Origin of the sequence: Streptomyces sp. SID5643 (assembly GCF_009872555.1) — a bacterium.
GTDB lineage: Bacteria > Actinomycetota > Actinomycetes > Streptomycetales > Streptomycetaceae > Streptomyces > Streptomyces iakyrus.
The window spans coordinates 1-17,823 of sequence record NZ_WWIC01000192.1 but is presented as its reverse complement, the minus strand read 5'-3'; the positions used below and the strand labels follow the sequence as shown (position 1 = coordinate 17,823).

The window sequence follows — 17,823 nt, the reverse complement described above, 5'->3', positions numbered from 1 at the left end:
TTGTCACTGTGTTCTCGGGAACGGCCGGTGGGGCCGGGCGGACGTCCGCCCGGCCCCACGGCAAGGTGCGCTTTCTCGCGCGCGGTACGTCAGCAGCAGTGGCTGCAGCCGGAGCCGCCACCCTCGCTGGTGCAACCCGGGGTGCACCACGAAACGCTCGTGATGGCGGGGCCGGCAACGGACTTCTCCACGCCGATCTCGAGGTCGAGGTCGAAGAGGTTCGAGTCCTTCTGCGACGTGCTTGATGCGTTGATTCCCATGCTGACTCCCTCGGAGATACCGAACGGATGTTCGTGGGTCGCGACCCGTTCATTACGCAATCACGGCCCTTCCGACCGATCAACGGGCTGGATCGGGCTTGGCAGTGTTGGCAGCTCCATGACAGGCCTCTCACGTCACTGCTAGTGCATGGCGGATTCCGGCCAAAAATGATCACCGGTGTCCGTGCCCCGTGAACCGCTCAGGGTTTTTGGGATACGTACCTGGTGTGTGCTCGGACGAAGTTCTCCTTACCGCCGTCGCCCGCGGCGACCAGGCTGCCCTGCGTACTCTCTACGAGAGGCATGCTGCCGCCATGCTCCGGCTCATCCGAAGACTCACCTCGGACCAGGGAGTGGCCGAGGAGATCCTGCAGGAGACCTGGCTGGCGGTATGGCGCTCCGCGGACGGCTTCCGCGGCGAGTCCTCCGTGCGGGGGTGGCTGATGGGAGTGGCCAGACGGCAGGCTCACAACCAGCTCCGCAAGTCACGGCCACAACCGGTGGATCTGGCCGAGGCCCGGGACGTCCCCGACCCCGCACCGAGCGTGGAGGACCAGATAGTGAGGCAGGCCGAGCGCACGGAGGTCCTGGCCGCGGTGCGGGCCCTTCCCGGGCACCTGCGCGAGGTTCTCGCTCTGGTACTGGTCGACGAACTGGCCTACTCGGAAGTGGCCACCCTGCTCGCCATTCCGGTGGGCACCGTGAAGAGCCGGATGTCGCACGCTCGAAGACGTCTGGGCAGCATGCTCACCGCCACGCGGCTGGAAGGAACGGGTCGACGATGACAGAGCACTTGGCAGACGACGTCCTGGCGCGTCTGGCGCGCCCCGGGGACGACGCGCCGGAACACCGACGGCATCTCGAAGGGTGCCCCGACTGCCTGACGCGTGCGGCCGCCTGGCAGGAGATCGGCTCGGCCCTGCGCGCCGAGGCGGCCCGATCCGCCGCCTCTGTGCCCTCCTTCGACGCGCTCCTCGGGCCCGCGCTGGCCGCTTCCGGCCCCCTGGACGCGGCCGGGCGGCTCTCCACGGCTGCGGACACACCTACCCCGGAACGCCGTCGGCACGCCTTCGGTCTGCCCCATCCCTGGCGCACGGCTTGGCAACTGGCCGTGAGGCAGATCGTGCTGATGCCGGGCATCTGGGCGCCGCTGAACGCTGCCGGATTCCTCGGGGCGACGGTCCTTGCGTCGACGTACGTGCAGGAGCGGTTCGCGGTACGGCTGTTCGGCGCGGTCGTGGTGCTGCTGGTGATGTTCGGAGCCCTGATGGCCGCCTCGCCCAGACGGGACCCCAAGCGCGAGGTGCTCTTCACCCTGCCGGTGCCGCCGGCGGCGGTGTTCCTCGCCCGTCTGACGGTGGTGCTCTGTGCCGACGTGGCCATGGCGATGGCGTGTTCGGCGCTGTTGGACGGGCCTGGCTGGTGGGCGGTGGTGTCGAGTTGGCTCGGCGAGTCACTGCTGGCCGCGTCCCTCGCGCTCGCCCTGGCCGTCAGATTCTCCCCCGCGCAGGGCGCGGCGGCGGGCGGCGCAGTGTGGCTCCTGGGCGTGGTGAGCGGGCCCGAGGGCATGTTCAGCACACCGGCCGACACGCTGGTGAACGCGCTGCTGTCGACAACACCGTGGACCCTTGTTCTCACCGTGGCGCTGCTGGCCTGGGCCGCCGGTGCCATGCGGTCGTTCAGGCTGACCACGGTGCCCCAGTAGCGGAGCGGGGGTGGGGACGCACACCCTCACGCACGCACCGCGTCGCACGCGTGGGCGATTTACCCGGTGAAGGCGTGAACCGCTTCCCCTTCCGCCGCTACATACGAGGTGTACCGCCGCTCCCACCCGGCGCCCCCGTAGCCGAGCAAGGGCGGCGGTACACCCGGCGTCGCTGGGAGACGCGGGAGACAGCGGGAGGAGCTGGGAGCATGACCGCCGCGACGTGGTGGACGTACGAAAGACGCCGGTGCGGCAGACAGGTTTTCGTGCTGCCGGTGCTGGCGGCGCTGCTCGCGTACGCGGCGGTGGCGGCCGACCCGGCCGGTGGTGCGATGCTCGGCCGCGTGCTCCTGGCCTGCGCGCTGCCCGCCGCCACGGCGCTGGCCTGCGCGGCGGTGGTGGCGCACGATTCGCTGCTGGAGCTGCATCTGTCGCTGCCCACTCCTTACCCGCGCACCGTCGCCCGCCGTCTCGTCTGGCCCGCCGCCGTCACCGCGGTCACCGCGGTCGCTCTGGTGGCCCTGGTGGCAGCCACCGGTCACCATGTCGATCTCTGGTCCACGCTCTTGCAACTGGCCGGGCTCACCGCGCTCCTGAGCGGCGGCGCGGTGTGGATGACGGTACGGTCCGGGTCGGCCGCCCCCGCCACCGGCCTGGTCGTCGCCACCGTCATGGCCAAGCTGTTGCTGGTCGACCGGGCGGTGCCGGAGGGGGCAAGTCAGGCGCTGCCCGCGCTGCTCGGGGGCGCCTTGCTGACCGCTCTGGCCCTGCGGGACCTCGCCCCCGGCGGGCCCGCGGTCCGCGACGGAGTCGTCCTCGGCCGCGGGCCGAGGAAGGGCGTCCGGGCCGGCCATGCCACCGGACGGCAAGTCGGCACCGAGGAGACACGATGACCGTGCTGCTGTGGACACTTCGATACGAGGCCCTCATGGCGGCCCGCCGCAAGGCGGTGTGGGGTGCGGTTCTGCCCCTGGCACTGCTGAGCATGCTGCTGGCCGCGACATCGCCGGTCGTCACCGGCCACCACGACCCGGCGGTGAGGGTCGGCGCGGCAGCCGTGCTGGTCAACACCTTCTGCACCTTGGGTGTCGGCCTCGCGCTGGCCGACCGGCTGCGCCGCGGCTTCGAGGAGCGCGGCATGCCCGAGCTGCTCGCAGCCACCCCGGCCGGGCCGTTCCAGCGGACCGCCGGGACGATGGCCGGCCCGCTGCTCACCGCTCTCGCTCCGGTCGCCGCGCTCTTCCTGCTGTACGCGGTGGTGATCTCGGCGGCCGAGGGCTCCGTGGCGCCGCTGAACTCGGCGGCCGTCTCCCTGGTCATGGTCGTGCTCCCGGCGGCGATGCTGGTCACCGCCTTCGCCGGGCTGCTCGGCGTGCTGCTGCCGGTGGCCGCCGCTCGCGCCGTCACGGTCGTGGTGTGGCTGTGGGCCTGTCACTTTCCCCCGGAGTTCTCGCCCCTGCCCACGGCCACCGGCACCGTCCTGTCCCCTCTCGGTGGCTACCCGCTGGTCGCCTGGGCGCACACGCCGGAGGTGTGGGCGGCCCGGGAGGGCACCGGACCGCTACGCCCCGCGGTCGGGGACGCGACCGCCTTGCTGAACGTCGCCCTCGTACTCGCCACGGCCGCCGCCTGCTACGCGCTCGGCCATCTCGTAGCCCGCATCAGACGGCATGGAGCATCATGAACATCACCACGGAGCAACTGACGAAGATCCACCCCGGTGGCCGTCGCGCGCTGGACGCCGTCGACCTGCACATCGAGAGCGGCACCATCGGCCTGCTGGGTGCCAACGGCGCGGGCAAGACCACGCTGCTGCGCATCATCACCGGTGTGCTCCGCCCCACTGCGGGACGTGTGGTCGTCGCCGGGCACGACCTGTCGACCAGCGCCGGGATGACCGCCGTCAAACAGACCTTGGGCTATCTGCCACAGGAACTCGCGCTGTATCCGGACCTGACCACACGTGAGTTCCTCGACTACATCGGCGTGCTCAAGGGCATCCACGACAAACGCGAACGCCGTCGGCAGGTCGACGACCGCATCGCCGAAGTCGGCCTGGAAGAACGGGCCCGGGAGAGGCTGGCCGGATTCTCCGGTGGCATGAAGCGCCGGGTCGGCATCGCGCAGGCCCTGATGGGCAATCCGTCCGTCCTCATCGTCGACGAGCCCACCACCGGCCTCGACCCGCACGAGAGAATGCGTTTTCGCACGCTGCTCGCGGGTCTCGGCCACGGACGTACCGTCCTGCTGTCCACCCACATCCTCGACGACGTCGCACAGACCTGCCCCGAAGTGGCGGTGCTCGCCTCCGGCCGCCTGGTCTTCCACGACGCCACCGCGGCCCTCGTCAGCCAGGCAGCCGGCTGCACCTATGCCTACCGGGCAGTCGGCCCTGCCGCCGGACCGCCACCCGGCGCGGAGGTGGTGAGCGCGGTGACCACCGCCGAAGGATCCGAGTACCGCATCGTCACGACCGCTCCGCCCGCCGGAGCCGTTCCGGTAGAGCCGTCGCTCGAAGACGGATATGCCGCCCTGCTCAGCGCCGACGGGACGGTCCGCCACACCAGCCCCTGGACCAGTGAGGTTGCCGACAAGTGATCGTGAAGCACCGGTGTACGAAGGCCACCACGACATCCGACGCCATCCCCCCTGCCGGGTTCGCCCCCCGCTCCGCGTCACCAGGGCCGCCCCGCAGGCGCGCCCTCATGTCGGCGTGGGCGGGCGTGGGCGTGGTACTGCTCACCCTGACCGCCTGCGGGGGAGCCGGCCGCGCGAACCCGAACACCACGGACCCTGTACCTCTGCCGAGCCCCACTTCCACCAAGCAGCGGATGAGCGAGAAGAACCTCGGCTACGCCTGGCCACTGACCGTCGATCACGGCACCGCCGAGTGCCGATCCGGGGACCAGGCCGTTTTCACGGTTCCCGACGGCACGACCTACGCGCTCAACGACCGTGCCCGGAAAGCCGGTTATCAGAGCATCGAGCCGGTGCGCGCATCGGGCGACGGCGGAGACAAGGTGAGCCTCGGCACGTTGCTCAGCAAATCTCTGAAACTCTGCAGAGCCGGGGGGTGATCATCAGAGGTCGGGCTCGCACCGACCGCGAGCGCGATCAAGGTCGTTGCACTGACCAGCAATGACCACGATCCACCCCAGCGACAACCACGGGAACGATCAGCACGGGGGACTTTCCATGTATCAGCAGCACCCTGACCATGATGTGAACGCCACCGTACTCCGCCTCCTGATCCATTCCGGACTCAGGGCACACTTCGACTCACCCCTCAACCCGCTCAGCATGCTCCGTTCCGGCATGGACAGCATCGAGTTCGTCGACGACGAGGACCTGACCGCCCCTGGCGGGACGCTCGATCTGCCGGTTCTGATCCCGGTCACCAGCGACTTCCAGGCCGAGGGACTGCGCGCTGTGCGGGTGAGGCATCCCTTGTCCATGCTCATCGGCGTGACCAACGACGTCCTCGGGCAGCGGACGTACTACGCGATTCGTTCGGGTGCGAACTTCGTGCTCAACCTCGCCATACCCGGCGAGAGCCAGATCGACATGCTGTGCGCCCAGATCCGGGCCCACCGCCTGACCGCGGCCGCCGACGCCACCGCTGTCTGGCCCCCTGACGACCCGGGCGGCGCCCCGGACGGTCGTGGGTTCACCGGTTCCGCACTACGCGAGCAGCCCGGTGCCGACGACAGCGAGAGCCGGCAACGCCGGGAGTTCGCACCCTCTGCCCTCCCCGACTACGACAAGGAGCTGGTGGGGCTGCTCTGCACCTCCATGACCGTGACCGAGATCGCGCGGCGCTACTACTGCTCCGAGCGGTCCATGTACCGCCGTATTCGCAAGCTGTACAACCGTCTGGGCGTGGGCTGCCGCACCGAGCTGGTGTCGGAGGCCGCTGCGCTCGGCCTGACCCGGCCGTTGACGGCGTGCGCCAGCTGAGATCTGCCGAACGGGTTCACCAGACCCGGACCTGAGTTCCGTTGGCCCCGGCACCGAGCGCTCCGGGGCCAACGGCCGTCCGTCGCCGCTCAGCGGATGCCCGCATCAGCGGTTTCCAGCAGACGGAAGAACCCGGCCTCCACGTCCCCGTCGACGGCGAGGCCTGCCAGCGGCCCTTCGTAGCTCGTGCGGCCGGCCACCAGCACGTGCACCCGGTCGCAGACCTGGGCGACCTCCGCCAGCTGGTGACTGGCGATCAGCACGGCGACGCCCTCGCCGGCGAGCGAGCGGATGATCCCGCGCATCTCGCGAATGCCGACGGGGTCGAGACCGTTCGTCGGCTCGTCCAGGACGATCAGCCGCGGCTTGGCCAGCAGAGCGACGGCGATGCCGAGGCGCCAGCGCATCCCGAGGGAGTACGCCTTGATCATCCGGCTGCGCGCATCGGTCATCTTGACCAGGCGAAGTGCCGGCTCGATCCATTCCTCAGGCACGCCGCGCAGCCTGGCGTGTACCTTCATCGTCTCGTCGGCCGTGAGTGTCGGCCACAGCCCGGGCACTTCGATCAGGGCCCCGACGTCGGCCAGCGACTCCCGCTGGACGGGACGGCCGAAGATCTCGATGTTGCCCGAGGTCGGCCGTTGCAGGCCCAGCAGCGCCTTCATGAGCGTCGTCTTGCCGGCCCCGTTCGGCCCGAGCAGGCCGTACACCTCGCCGGCCTGCACGGTGAGGTCCACACCGTCGAGTGCGCGGTGGGAGCCGTAGTGCTTGCGCAGCTGCCGGATCGTGAGGGCCGGCGTCGCCTTCGCGCCCGGCGTTCGGGGGGTCGCCGTGGTCATGGTCAGATCTCCTTGCGGCTCATGTGGATACTGCCCACCACCAGCAGAGCCCCGGTCAGTACGACGGCGAGGCCGACGGCGAGCGGGATGGCGGACATGTCGGTCACCGGGCTGCCCTTCGGCAGTGGCACGCCGTTGGGCCCGATGCCGGCGAGCGGCAGTACCACCCGCATCGGCCAGGCGAACGGGACCGCGTACCAGAAGACCTTGTCCGAGACGAGTGCCCCGCACAGCAGGCCGGCGACGCCCACTCCGATGCTGGGGCCCATGCCCCACATCACCGCGACCAGCACGGCCAGCGCCGTCATGGACAGACCCACCAGCCAGGGCAGATAGACGGCCGCGGCCACCGTCCCCATGGCTTCGGGGAAACGCCCGCTGATCAGGGCACCGAGGGAGAGCATCACCAGCAGCACGGTGGAGGAGACGAAGCCCAGTACCCCCAGCGCGGCCACTTTGCCGATGAAGTAGCGCCCGCGCGGCACACCGTACGACAGCAGCAACCGCCAGGCGTCCTGGTCGGCACGGACCGACAGGGCGGCGGCCAGACCCGCCGTCATCGGTACCAGCACGCCCCAGAACTCCAGCGTCACATTGCGGAACACCTCGAAGGTCTGTCCCGCCTTGGCCTCGGACGAGCCAAGAGCGCCGATGAAGAGGGGAACGGTGATGATGACGGGAGCGAGGACGTGGTACCAGGGAAGGAACCCCCGCTTGTTGCGCGCCAGTTCGGTGCCCGTCACGGTCACCAGCGAGGGATTGTCGCGCTGCCCCGCGAGGGGTCGGGCAGCTGTGTCGTGCGCCATGGTGTCTCCTGCCTGGCCGCTTCCGGTTACGCCGAGTACGTAGCGAGGGTCGGCCGGTCGGTTCACGGTCAATGCACGTCGGCAGTCGGCTGACACCTGACAGGCGGCTGCCAACTGCCTTGCCAGGGGGCGACTTCGCCGTCGTCGGATGCGAGGGTCGTGGGTGTCGTCGGCCTGGCCGAGGCCCCGAGGGCTTCGACGGATCGGCGCGTTCAGGTTCCACTTACCGAGGAGGAACACCCGTGAAGACGCTCCACCGCACGCTCGTCGCCGGCGCCATGACTCTCGCCCTCGGGGGCATCGTCGCGCCCGTCGCTTCCGCCACCACCGCGTCGCAGCCCAGCGTGGCCAGTGAGGCCGGGATCCTGCGGACCTGGCACGCCACGGTCCAGTGCCAGATCGTTCGCATCAGTGACAACAACGTCGTGGGGTACGACAGGGCGGACGGCACGGGTAACTCCCAGCAGGCGGCCATCAACGACGCGAAGAAGAACGTCCCCGTTCCGGCCAACCACTACAAGCGCCACTGCGACGCCAAGCGCGTTTGGTAACGTAGAGCAAAGGGGGCGAATTCAATATCGTCCCCTTTCTCACTTCTTGAACAACAGGATGGGTGAACGGTGCCTGAAGACTCACAGGTCTACGAAGTACGGCTGGGTATCCATGCGACGCGGGAGCAGGCCGAAGAGGTCAAGGAACGCATCACCCAGCTGTTGTGCCCGGACCCCGATCACGCCCCGCCGTGCCCGATCCCGTGGTCGGTATTGCTTCTCGACGCCGCGGAGCTCGACGACCCCGACGCCTACGCGGATCTCGTAGAGCAGGCGGAAATCGAGAGGAACCTCCGCCCCTGACCTGGGGGCGCCGGGAATTTCTCGGATATTGCTTACCCTGCCGAGGGACAGCAACTTCATGAGCACGCTTATTCTGCCTGCATCCGATATCGCCAGGATCGTGCGACTCGTGGCCCGGGACGTCCTGATGGACCGGATGATTGCAGGTCACCACGCAGCCCGGCTGCCGAAACCGGTCGGCCGGCCATGAGCCAGCAGCACTCGAATCGCACCTGACACACCATCAGGACGTGCGTCATCCGTGCGTCAGAAATCGCTGCGCTCCTGCGCGCAGACCACCACCGGAGCACCGGAAACCGCAGCTCAGGCAGCGTTGTCTCCGTCCATCTGTTGCGACGACCCAAATAAGTTCAAACCGACAGCCACGGCTCAGAACCTGCCGGTCAGACGCCCTTCGCCACAGGTTCCAAAATCGCCAGCACTCCACGTGCGACGTCATCGGAAACATTCCCGAATTCCGCAGTTGGAGAAAGTCGCAGGTGAGAGGTCCTTTTCCGGGCACCGGAACGGCCTGCCCCCGGGCCGGAGCGTCATACGGGCGTCATGGCCGCGCCCCTCTGACGCCGTCATTCGCCCCCGTCCCGGCCACTTCAGCCGCTCTTCCCGATCAACGTCCTCCCGGGCCGACCGCCGAGACGGACGGCCCGAACGCAACGCCGGCCCCATTTGGCTGCTTACGGAGAGAGCCCTCACAGGGGTCGGCTCCTCTTGCACAGCCCGGATCCACGTGCACTCCCCGCCGAGTGCACCCTGTGGACCGTCATCGTCCCGAATCGGGTCGCCTCGCGGTGGGGTTCGGCACGTCCCACCGTTCCGAGGTGTCGGCCTGCGGGGTGTCGTCGATTGCGTCGGTGCAGGAGATGCACACACGGCTCGGAGGGATCTCCACTGCGCGCAGCGACGCGCCAGGGCGACAGTCCAGCCACCAGACGGCCTCGAGCCCGGTCGATGTGCATCCGCACCGAGCCTTTGACCAGCCTGTTTCGGTCAAGGCCGCGTGCGCGGCGGCGAGGATCTCCCCGGAGAGCGGGGAGATCCTCGGTGGCCCGGGACAGGAGCAGCGCACCGAACAAGGCGCAGAGCCGGACGATGCCGTCCTGGTCGTCACCGGCCAGGAAATCGGCGAAGTCGGCCACCCCCTCGGCGTAGACGCGACGGGCCTCGCGCGCGATGTCAGTGGCCCGGGCGACGGCGTACCACTGATCCTCCTCAACCACCTGTCCGCAGTCCTGGACAACTGGGATCCCCGTGTCGTCGACGGACTCGCCGCCGGGCTCGGCGGTCCGGACAGCGAGCCGCTGTTCGGGGCGCCGGCGGACGTGCTCACCCGCCTCCGTCGGTTCCGGCGGGGTGCGGTGGCAGGGTGGTGTGGGTCCCGTCCGGGGCGACCATCACCGCGTGCCCCACGCTGTGCAGCATGGGCAGGTCGGAGGGATGGTCGCCGTAGGCCCAGCAGTCGGCCGGGTCGATGTCGGGGTGGCGGGCGAGGAGCTGGCGCACCAGGGTGCGCTTGCCCTCGCCGATGGCCGGGGCGCCGATCAGTTCGCCGGTGAGCCGCGGCCCGCAGCGTTCGAGTCTCGCGCCGAGGGCGAATCGCGCCCCGACCGCCTCGGCGATGACGGCCAGCAGCGGCGGGAAGGTGCCGGAGACCAGGGCGACGGACGCGCCCTCGGCCCGGTGCCGGCGCAGCGCGGCCAGTGTGGTGGGTAGATAGAAGCCGTCGGCCCGGCTGTGCTCTCCGTACCACCGGCGGGCCGCGGCCTCGGCCTCCGCGGCCGGGCAGCCCCGGAAGGCCCGGTGGAAACGGCGGTTGGCCTCCGCGCGGTGCAGACCGGCCAGTGCGCCGAGCAGTTCGCCGGCCCGGCGCGATCCGTCCGCGCCGTACTTCCGCGCGAAGTGGTCGCGGAGGAAGTCCGGGCCGCTCTTGCGGCCGATCAGCGTCTCGTCCACGTCGAAGAACACCAGCCGGCGGGGGCCCTCGGGGCGTGCCCGCGCAGCGGGCCGGGAGGGTGTGGGGCGGGGAGGCGGCGTCGCGGGTCGCGGGGACCGGTTGCGCCCGCTGCGGGTGTCAGTGGACACCGGCGACCACCTCCGTCGGCGCGGAGTGCGCCATGAACCGGGGCGCGGCCGCCGGCAGCCCGGCGGCCTGCTCGGGACGGTCTTCGAAGTCGGCGAACACCGAGTCGGCGTACAGGGCCGCCGCGGTCTCCCGGCGCACGGCCTGGTGCGCGGCCAGCACGTGGACGTCGCGCCAGGTGCGCTCCAGCGGCCCGGGGCCGCCGCATGCGTGGGTTCCGGCCGCGCGGAACAGCCGCTCGACGGCGGTGACCAGGTGTTGTGCGGCGGCCGCCGCGACCCGGCGGTTGCGGGCCACATCCCGCTCGGCACGGGTGCCCGAGTCGGCCCGCAGCGCCGCGTCCGCGAGCAGCAGTTCGGCGGCCTCGATGTCGTCGGCCGACTGCGCCAGCGGCAGCTGGAACGTGGCGCGCTCCGAGGGCCGGCCGGCTCCCCTGCGCGCGGCCCACGCGGTCCACTCCCGCAGGGCGTGGCGGGCCGACCCGAGGGCGGGCGCGCACAGCAGCAGTCCCGTCCCCAGGTGCGCCGGGGCGGTGTGGCAGCGGGACCGTCCGGGCCCGGGAGAGCCCGCCAGCACGTCCGACAGCGAACAGGTGCGGTGGTCGGGGACCACCACCGGGCCGTCGAGGACCGCGGTGTGGCTGCCGGTGCCGCGCATTCCGGTGCTGCGCCACGTCTCCCGTACGTGGATCTCGGCGGCTGGGACGGCGAAGAGCCGGCACCGGCCGCCGGGTAACCGCGGTTCGTCCGGTTCCGGGGCCGCCAGCAGCAGCCAGTCCGCGTCCGCGACCCCGCTGACGCACTCCCAGGTGCCGCTGAGCAGCCAGCCTCCGGAGCAGCGGGCGGCCGAGCCGGAGGGCCGCAGTCCGGCGGCGATCCGCACATCGGGCGACCGGCCCCACAGGTCGAGCTGCCCTTCGAGGGGCAGGTGGGCGGCGTATCTGCCGTGGGTCGCCCACAGGGCGGCGCACCACGCGGCGGACGCACACCCCTCGCCGACCGCCGCCACCTCGGCGAGGAGGTCGCTGAAGGTTCCCTCGGTACCGTGCCAGACCCCGGGCACGAAGTGACGGGCGAAGCCGGCGCGTGTCAGCAGCGCGACGGTCTCCGCGGACAGCCGGCCGGTGGCGTCCGCCGCCGACGCGTGCGCCGCGGCGGAGGCCACGGCGCCCGCCAGCTGTCCGCGCGCCCGCGGCGCGCCACCCTGTGCCCCCTGGCCTGTGCAGATTTGACGCCGGTTCACCTATCGCTCTCCTTTGCCTCAAGACTAGAATTCGTTCGGGAACGAATCTTTCTCGGCCGGTCCTTCACCACCGGGCCGGGGTGAAGGAGGTGATCAGCGTGGTCAAGCAGGCGCGTGCCCTTCGGACGCACGATCGCGTCCTCGACGCCGCCGCGTACGAGTTCGCACGCTACGGCTACGTGAACGCGAACCTGCAGCGCATCGCCGACCGGATCGGGTTGACCAAGGGCGCCCTGTACGGGCACTTCTCCAGCAAGGAGAAGCTGGCCGCCGCGCTGACGGAACATCTGTCCCGGAGCGTGCGGACGCTGCTGGACAGGGCCAGGACCTCGCCCGAGCCGGCCACGAGCCGGCTGGAGGCCCTGGTGCTCGGACTCGGCAAGCTCTTCGAGACCGACCACAGGGCGCAGGCGGCTCTGCGGCTGGAGGTGGAGGCGGCTCGGGCGGCCGACACGGTGGCTCCTCTCCTGAGCGACACCCATGGCATCGCGCTCGAACTCGTGGGCGAGGTGCAGCGGGGACGGCACTGGGTCGAGGCACCGCCGGCCGATGCCCTGGCCGATCTCATCGTCGCGGCGTTCTGCGCCGCGCTGTGGACCGGCGCCTCCTCGGGCCTGGACCGGCCCGGTCCCAGCGTCGCCGCGATGTGGGGGGTGCTGACGCGCGCGATGGGGACACGCGCGTCAGTCTGAGCACCGACGACCGTGCGGCCCCGGATCCGGGCCGGTGGGCCGCCGCTACCAGGAGGCCGGGACGGCCGCCGCCGGGCGGGTGCCCACGCAGGCCCAGGCGGTCCGTGCGCGGGCCAGTACGGTGTCACCCTGGACCGCCGAGACGGACAGCTGAAACGTTTCTTGCGGACGGACGCCCGACGCGCACTCATCGACCACCAGCCGGGTGGGCCGGTCGAACTCGCCGAAGGCCAGGCACTGCACCGTGGTCCTGGCCAGCGCGAAGGACAGATCGGCGAACGGGCCGTCGCACGCCTCGTGCACCTTGAGGTGGCCGAGCTGGCGGAAGCCCTCCAGCATCACCATCATCGGGATGTGGTCGGTGGGGTGGTCGAAGAGCACCGCGTGGTCGCGGTCCACCCGCAGCCGCCATTCGTCGGGCCTCGCGGCCTCTTCCAGGACGCAGTCCCGCCAGCGCAGCCGCCCCACCCGGTGCGGGGGCGTGCGCGGCGCCCCGGAGACGTCCGTCCGCGCCGGTAAGGCGGCCGGCGCGTCCGCGGTGCCGCCGCCGAGCCGGCGCAGCAGGCGGTAGCGCCGTTCATCCACCATCAGCATGCTGATGGTGCCCCAGCCGCACACGCGGCCGTCGACGACGAGCCGGAAGTCCATCCGGGCCCCGCTCCTGCCCCGCGCGTCGTCGCCGTCCCAGGTCCACTCGCCCACCAGGAACACCGACAGCGGTACGCCCTCGACCCGCAGGGCGGCGGGGTCGGTGATCTCGAAGTCGAGGTCGCGACCGATGAAGCGCCGGCCGAGCGGCACACCGCAGTGCCGGTGGGCGACATAGACCATCCCCTGACGCAGGGTCTCCGCGAACAGCAGGGGATCGCTCAGACCGTTCTCGTCCGGGTGGTAGAGCGCGTGGTCGCGCGGCCACTGGGCGGCGACGACGAACTCGCGGTCACCGACACAGGCGCCGTCGGTGACGAACACCTCCGCGACGGAGCTGCGGTGCACCAGCTCACGCGTCACGGGACGTGCAAAGCTCAACGAATCACAGGCGTGGGCCATTGCTGACGCCTGCGGGATGCTGGGATGATTGAGCACGACTGACATCTGGGATTCGCCTCCCCCGTACTGGAAGAACCAGGACCATGCGAACTAACAGACGTGCGGCGCCCTTCGGCACGAAATTAATATACCTTCGGGAAGGTATCTTGCAAGGCTCGGGCGGAGCGCAGCGGATGATCGGTCATTTCTGCTGGTCAGAGGGGCGAAACCCACGAAGTGTCCGCACCTGCCCCGGCCCCATCCCCCCACGAACCGGCCACCGAAAGCAGCGGACGGCACGGCACGAATGGACGTCATGAGCGAACACAGCGACGCGACACAGACCTCGCACATCCCCGTCGGCACCTCGGTCGACGACACCTCGCACCTCAAGCAGGAGCGCGCCATCCGCACCCGGCGCACCATCCTCGACGCGGCCGCGGAGGTCTTCGCCCGGCACGGCTACCCGAACGTCACCATCAAGGACATCGCCGACTGCGCGGAGATGACCAAGGGCGCGGTGTACTTCCACTTCTCCAACAAGGAGGCCCTCGCGGTCGCCGTGACGGAGGAGTTCTACCGCAGGCTCAACGAGATCGTCGCCCCCGCGCTCGAGGGCGACCACTCCTCGCCCTCGACGGTGGTGGACGTGCTGCTGCGCACCGCACGCGGGTTCCGCGACGACGTCTACGTCAAGGCGGGAGCGCGCCTGCAGATCGAACGCCCCTACATCAAGGCGGAGATGCCGGTCCCGTACGTCGGTTTCACGTCACTGATCGTCGAACTCCTCCAGGAGTGCCGGGCCGCGGGCCGACTGCCGGAGAGCGCGGCGCCCGAGGCCCTGGCCAGGGTCCTGGTCTCCGCCCTGTTCGGCGCCCAGCACATCTCCTGGGTGCAGAACGACCGGGCCGACATCGTGGAGCGGGTCGAGGAGATCCTCGACGCCTTCGCCCTGCTGTCGGTGCCGGCGCGGTAGGACCGACTGGCCGGGGAGGTGCGGCGGGAGCCGGTGGACCGCTCCGGTCGCCGCACCCGCCACGCCGTCCGGCGGCGGGGACGGTTCAGTCCAGGAAGGCGGCCTCTATCCAGCGTCGCAGCGCGCCCGGACGCATGCGGTGCAGCCGGTCCGCGCTGTCGGACACTTCCTGCGGACCGCCGACCGCCAGGAACTTCTCCCGCACCAGATCCGCGTGCCGGACCCGGGTCTCCGGGCCGGCCGCACCGACCGGAATCAGCCGGGTGCGCGACACCGTACGGCCGTCGGTCAGCCGGACGGTGACCCGGGCGCCGGTGGCCTTCGCGGCGCGGGAGAAGTCCCGGTCGTCGGCGCTCAGCGGGCCCAGCAGGTCGACCAGCTCGTCCCCGCCGAAGCCGCGCAGCCACGGCACGGCACGCTCCCCCGCCTCCCGTACCGCCTCGCCGAAGGGCGCGTCGGACAGGAACAGTTCGCGCGTCATCTCGGTGTCGTGCTCCAGGCGCACCCGCCGGGCCAGCGCCCAGCGGGCCGGGTCGTCCAGGTGCGGGGAGGAGAAGTCGTCCACGGTGAACTCGCCGGTGAGCAGGGTGGTCGCGACGGGGTAGGGCACGTCGAGGACCAGGGCGCCGAGCGGGGAGCCCGGACCGTTGACGTACCGGGCGGCGCGCTCACCGGCGAAGAGGGTGTACAGGGACGCCTCGACGACCACCTCCGCCACGTCCTCGGGCCGCAGGCCGCCCAGTTCCCGGTGGATCTCGGTGGCACAGTCCACGGCCGCGTCGATGCCCGGCCCGCCGGGGTGCATCTTGAAGGAAAGCGTGTCGGTGTGCCAGCGCCGGCCCAGCCCCTTGGCCACCGCCTGCGGCAGCGGCACGGTGGCGAACCGGGCGAGGAAGCCGTCCTCGTGCTCGACGATGTCGGGAGCGCCGCGCAGCCCCGCGTACGCCGCGTCGCAGGCGTCCATGGCGGTGCGCACCGGGGTGAAGGTGTTGAACAGGCGGGCGTCGCTGGCCAGGAAGGCGCGCATCAGGGGCCAGTTGGGCATGGCGAAGGCCAGCCCGAAGGCGTTCTCGAAGAGCGCGGCCGGGGCCCGGTCGCAGTGCAGCCGGCCGGCCACCGCGCCCGCCAGGTGCGTGTGCACGGCGCTCTGGCCGCGCAGCGGGCCGAGGGTGGCCGAGGCGGTGATGCGGGCCGCGCACTCGTTGGCCGCGACGACGGCGGTCAGCAGGGACAGCCCGTCGAGCCGGCGGGTGTAGGCGAAGGCGAGCGGTACCGCGACGGTGGAGTTCGACAGATGCCCGGCGTAGGCGGTGTCGTCGAGATTGAGCCAGGACCCGAGGGCGGCGAAAACGCCCGCTGCGGTGCGCGGGTCGCGCTGCATGGGGTGCCCGAAGGCCGCCACCAGCCGCCGTCCCAGCGGGTGCTGGAGCCCGGCCCTGATGGATGCGGCCTGCGAGAGCACCTGACTGGCGGCGAGCTTCAGCACCCGGCACGGGATGTGCTCGGGGCGCAGCGTCGCCGCCCACTGGGACAGTTCACGCAGCGGGGTGTCGGTGGGGCGGCGAGGACGCCTGGGCGCCGTGCTCCCCCAGTCGTCGCACAGCGCCCTGGCCACGCTCTCACCGAGTACTGCCGTCATGGCGCGAGGCACCTCTCTTGCCGTACGCCGGCCGGGGCGTGCCGTGGCCGGCGGCTGGTCGCTCCGGGCGGGTGGGAGCGGCGGCGGGAGCACCGTCGGCCGGTGCTCCCGCCGCCGCGGGAGGGGTTCAGGCTGCCGGCACCTTGTCCAGGAAGCCGTAGACGGCCTTGATGCGGCCCGCCTCGTCGGCGACCAGGACGTCGAAACCGATCGCGATCGGCTCGGCGCCGGGCTCGGTGACCAGGCCCCACTGGAACCGGGCCTGGTTGTGGTGGGCGTCGACCGTGCCGTGCAGTTCGAAGGTCAGGCCCTTGAACTGCTCGCGGGCACCCGCCACCACCGCGCCGAAGCCCTCGTGGCCCTCGACGGCGGCGAGCGGGTCGATGTACGGGGCGTCGGCGGTGAAGAGCTCGGCGATGGCCGCCGCGCGCTTATCGGCGTCCGCCTCGTTCCAGATGGCCAGGTAGCGGTCGACGGTGGTGGTCAGGTCGCTCATGTGTGTTCTCCTCGTTTGCATCGGTGCGGCTGACCCGACGTGCCGTCGCAAGGCGTGCGGTACGACGGGGGTTCTGGATGTCTCAGGGGGTCTCGGGGCGGTCCGGGGCCGGGGCCCACACGGGGAGGGCGCCGGGGAGGACCTCGAAGGTGGCCGTGGGGCCGATGCCGTGCTGGTACTCGCCGTCGTGCTCCAGCGGCAGCCGGCGGCCGTCGGTGCGCTCCACGGTGATGGTCCGGCCGCGCGCGTACCGCGTGGCGGGGTGGCCGATGTGGGCGGCGGTCAGGGTCAGCCGCGGCACGTCGGCCGCGGCGATCCCGTCGCCGATGACGCAGACGTCCAGCAGGCCGTCGTCGAGCAGCGAGTCGGGCAGGACGTTGAACCGGCCGCCGCGGTAGGGGCCGCCGCCGACGTTCGCGAGGACGGTCGGGCCCTCGTGCACGACCCGCCCGTCGACGATGACCCGGCCCGGGTACGGCGCGTAGCCCGCGGCGGTGTCGGCGAAGGCGCGAGCGTAGCGCTCGCGGCCGGTCAGCGGCAGGTCGCGGGCGGTGATCAGCGCGTCGGCGATCACGCCGGAGCAGGCACCCAGGTAGACGTACTGACGGGTCTCGGCGAGGCGGGCCAGGTCCAGGCGGCGCGGGCGGGCGCTGCCGCCGATACCGGAGTCGGTGAGGATCGCCTTGAGGGACTCCGTCCAGGGGCGGTCGCCCCACAGCATCTTGTAGCCGGAGTTGCCGGTGCCGCCGGGCACCACCGCGAGCGTGGCGCGCCCGGAGGCGGGCACCAGGCCCTGGACGGCCTCCCTGACGGTGCCGTCGCCGCCGATGACGACGACCAGGTCGGGGGCGCCGGTGGGCCGTTCGAGGGCCCTGCGCACCGCGACGGTGGCGTCACCCGGTCCGGTGGTCGGGTGCACCTCGGTGCGCTCCAGGTACGAGTCGCACAACTGGCGCACCTGTTCCACCAGTTCCGGGCTGTGGCTGCCGGAGGCCGGGTTGGCCAGGACCAGTGCCCGGGTCGGGACCGGGGCTGCTGTATCTGCCATGCGGGCGTACTCCTTCGTCGGACGGTGCCGGCGGGGCCGGGGCCGCGCCTGCGGCTCCGGGCCCACGACGTCGACTCTGCCGCCGACCGCTGTCACGGCGCTGACGTGCGGCTGACGCCGGCGAGGCGCAGGGGCACGGGGAGGCAGGGCACACGCCGGGCACGGGGACGCGGGGCCGAGGGCACGCCTGGCCCGCCGCGGAC

The 17,823-nt window shown here is 71.4% G+C and carries 20 protein-coding genes and 1 pseudogene; 11 read left to right on the top strand and 10 right to left on the bottom strand.

Annotated elements, in window-relative coordinates:
- Positions 1-89 precede the first annotated feature (89 nt).
- The gene (locus tag GTY56_RS21910) at positions 90-260 is read right to left on the bottom strand and encodes a gallidermin family lantibiotic (protein ID WP_161367057.1); all 171 of its coding nucleotides are present in this window, start codon (positions 258-260) and stop codon (positions 90-92) included.
- A gap of 191 nt (positions 261-451) precedes the next feature.
- Between GTY56_RS21910 and GTY56_RS21905 the strand changes: the two genes are divergently transcribed.
- The 7 genes from GTY56_RS21905 to GTY56_RS21875 all read left to right on the top strand — a co-directional run bounded on the left by GTY56_RS21905 (position 452) and on the right by GTY56_RS21875 (position 5,922).
- Complete coding sequence (locus GTY56_RS21905) at positions 452-1,045, top strand: RNA polymerase sigma factor (protein WP_346345537.1); 594 nt, start codon at positions 452-454, stop codon at positions 1,043-1,045.
- Positions 1,042-1,965 (top strand): hypothetical protein, encoded by a 924-nt coding sequence (locus tag GTY56_RS21900; protein WP_161367055.1) that lies wholly within the window; start codon positions 1,042-1,044, stop codon positions 1,963-1,965. Before GTY56_RS21905 ends, GTY56_RS21900 begins: the two co-directional genes overlap by 4 nt.
- A 209-nt stretch (positions 1,966-2,174) precedes the next feature.
- Positions 2,175-2,858, top strand: a complete 684-nt coding sequence (locus GTY56_RS21895) for a hypothetical protein (protein WP_202510563.1) — start codon at positions 2,175-2,177, stop codon at positions 2,856-2,858.
- Positions 2,855-3,649, top strand: coding sequence for a hypothetical protein (locus GTY56_RS21890; RefSeq protein ID WP_161367054.1), 795 nt, complete (start codon positions 2,855-2,857; stop codon positions 3,647-3,649). Before GTY56_RS21895 ends, GTY56_RS21890 begins: the two co-directional genes overlap by 4 nt.
- Positions 3,646-4,563 carry an ATP-binding cassette domain-containing protein gene (locus GTY56_RS21885; RefSeq protein ID WP_161367053.1) on the top strand — a complete coding sequence of 306 codons (918 nt, stop codon included), beginning with the start codon at positions 3,646-3,648 and terminating at the stop codon, positions 4,561-4,563. The genes GTY56_RS21890 and GTY56_RS21885 overlap by 4 nt, the downstream gene beginning before the upstream one ends.
- A gap of 233 nt (positions 4,564-4,796) precedes the next feature.
- Complete coding sequence (locus tag GTY56_RS21880; protein WP_237524965.1) at positions 4,797-5,042, top strand: DUF2511 domain-containing protein; 246 nt, start codon at positions 4,797-4,799, stop codon at positions 5,040-5,042.
- Between the two features lie 238 nt (positions 5,043-5,280).
- Positions 5,281-5,922, top strand: a complete 642-nt coding sequence (locus tag GTY56_RS21875; RefSeq protein WP_161367051.1) for a helix-turn-helix domain-containing protein — start codon at positions 5,281-5,283, stop codon at positions 5,920-5,922.
- Between the two features lie 89 nt (positions 5,923-6,011).
- Here the strand turns inward: GTY56_RS21875 and GTY56_RS21870 are convergent, their stop codons facing one another.
- Positions 6,012-6,761: an ABC transporter ATP-binding protein gene (locus tag GTY56_RS21870; protein WP_161367050.1), complete on the bottom strand. Its 750-nt coding sequence runs from the start codon at positions 6,759-6,761 to the stop codon at positions 6,012-6,014.
- A gap of 2 nt (positions 6,762-6,763) precedes the next feature.
- Positions 6,764-7,567, bottom strand: coding sequence for a lantibiotic immunity ABC transporter MutE/EpiE family permease subunit (locus GTY56_RS21865; protein ID WP_161367049.1), 804 nt, complete (start codon positions 7,565-7,567; stop codon positions 6,764-6,766).
- Positions 7,568-7,809: 242 nt separating this feature from the next.
- Between GTY56_RS21865 and GTY56_RS21860 the strand changes: the two genes are divergently transcribed.
- Complete coding sequence (locus GTY56_RS21860; RefSeq protein WP_161367048.1) at positions 7,810-8,118, top strand: hypothetical protein; 309 nt, start codon at positions 7,810-7,812, stop codon at positions 8,116-8,118.
- A 69-nt stretch (positions 8,119-8,187) separates the two neighbouring features.
- Complete coding sequence (locus tag GTY56_RS21855; RefSeq protein WP_161367047.1) at positions 8,188-8,421, top strand: hypothetical protein; 234 nt, start codon at positions 8,188-8,190, stop codon at positions 8,419-8,421.
- A 976-nt stretch (positions 8,422-9,397) separates the two neighbouring features.
- Here GTY56_RS21855 and GTY56_RS40710 read toward each other — a convergent pair.
- The 3 genes and pseudogenes from GTY56_RS40710 to GTY56_RS21840 form a co-directional block, all read right to left on the bottom strand.
- A pseudogene (locus GTY56_RS40710) lies at positions 9,398-9,608 on the bottom strand (TetR/AcrR family transcriptional regulator); the annotation flags it as partial.
- Positions 9,609-9,744: 136 nt separating this feature from the next.
- Positions 9,745-10,500: an HAD family hydrolase gene (locus tag GTY56_RS21845; protein ID WP_346345536.1), complete on the bottom strand. Its 756-nt coding sequence runs from the start codon at positions 10,498-10,500 to the stop codon at positions 9,745-9,747.
- Positions 10,490-11,740, bottom strand: coding sequence for an acyl-CoA dehydrogenase family protein (locus GTY56_RS21840; RefSeq protein WP_346345535.1), 1,251 nt, complete (start codon positions 11,738-11,740; stop codon positions 10,490-10,492). Before GTY56_RS21840 ends, GTY56_RS21845 begins: the two co-directional genes overlap by 11 nt.
- Before the next feature lie 98 nt (positions 11,741-11,838).
- Between GTY56_RS21840 and GTY56_RS21835 the strand changes: the two genes are divergently transcribed.
- Complete coding sequence (locus GTY56_RS21835; RefSeq protein WP_346345534.1) at positions 11,839-12,432, top strand: TetR family transcriptional regulator; 594 nt, start codon at positions 11,839-11,841, stop codon at positions 12,430-12,432.
- A 45-nt stretch (positions 12,433-12,477) separates the two neighbouring features.
- On the opposite strand, the gene GTY56_RS21830 is transcribed toward GTY56_RS21835, so the two are convergent.
- A complete protein-coding gene (locus tag GTY56_RS21830; RefSeq protein ID WP_161367045.1) occupies positions 12,478-13,443 on the bottom strand; it encodes a ScbA/BarX family gamma-butyrolactone biosynthesis protein in 966 nt (321 codons plus the stop codon).
- A 334-nt stretch (positions 13,444-13,777) separates the two neighbouring features.
- Here GTY56_RS21830 and GTY56_RS21825 point away from each other — a divergent pair, with 334 nt between their 5' ends.
- Positions 13,778-14,437: a ScbR family autoregulator-binding transcription factor gene (locus GTY56_RS21825; RefSeq protein WP_237524964.1), complete on the top strand. Its 660-nt coding sequence runs from the start codon at positions 13,778-13,780 to the stop codon at positions 14,435-14,437.
- 85 nt (positions 14,438-14,522) lie between these two features.
- On the opposite strand, the gene GTY56_RS21820 is transcribed toward GTY56_RS21825, so the two are convergent.
- The 3 genes from GTY56_RS21820 to GTY56_RS21810 form a co-directional block, all read right to left on the bottom strand.
- Positions 14,523-16,076, bottom strand: coding sequence for an MmgE/PrpD family protein (locus GTY56_RS21820; protein ID WP_202510562.1), 1,554 nt, complete (start codon positions 16,074-16,076; stop codon positions 14,523-14,525).
- Positions 16,077-16,203: 127 nt separating this feature from the next.
- Positions 16,204-16,572, bottom strand: coding sequence for a nuclear transport factor 2 family protein (locus GTY56_RS21815; RefSeq protein WP_030234889.1), 369 nt, complete (start codon positions 16,570-16,572; stop codon positions 16,204-16,206).
- An 82-nt stretch (positions 16,573-16,654) separates the two neighbouring features.
- Positions 16,655-17,620 carry a diacylglycerol/lipid kinase family protein gene (locus tag GTY56_RS21810; protein WP_161367043.1) on the bottom strand — a complete coding sequence of 322 codons (966 nt, stop codon included), beginning with the start codon at positions 17,618-17,620 and terminating at the stop codon, positions 16,655-16,657.
- Positions 17,621-17,823 lie beyond the last annotated feature (203 nt).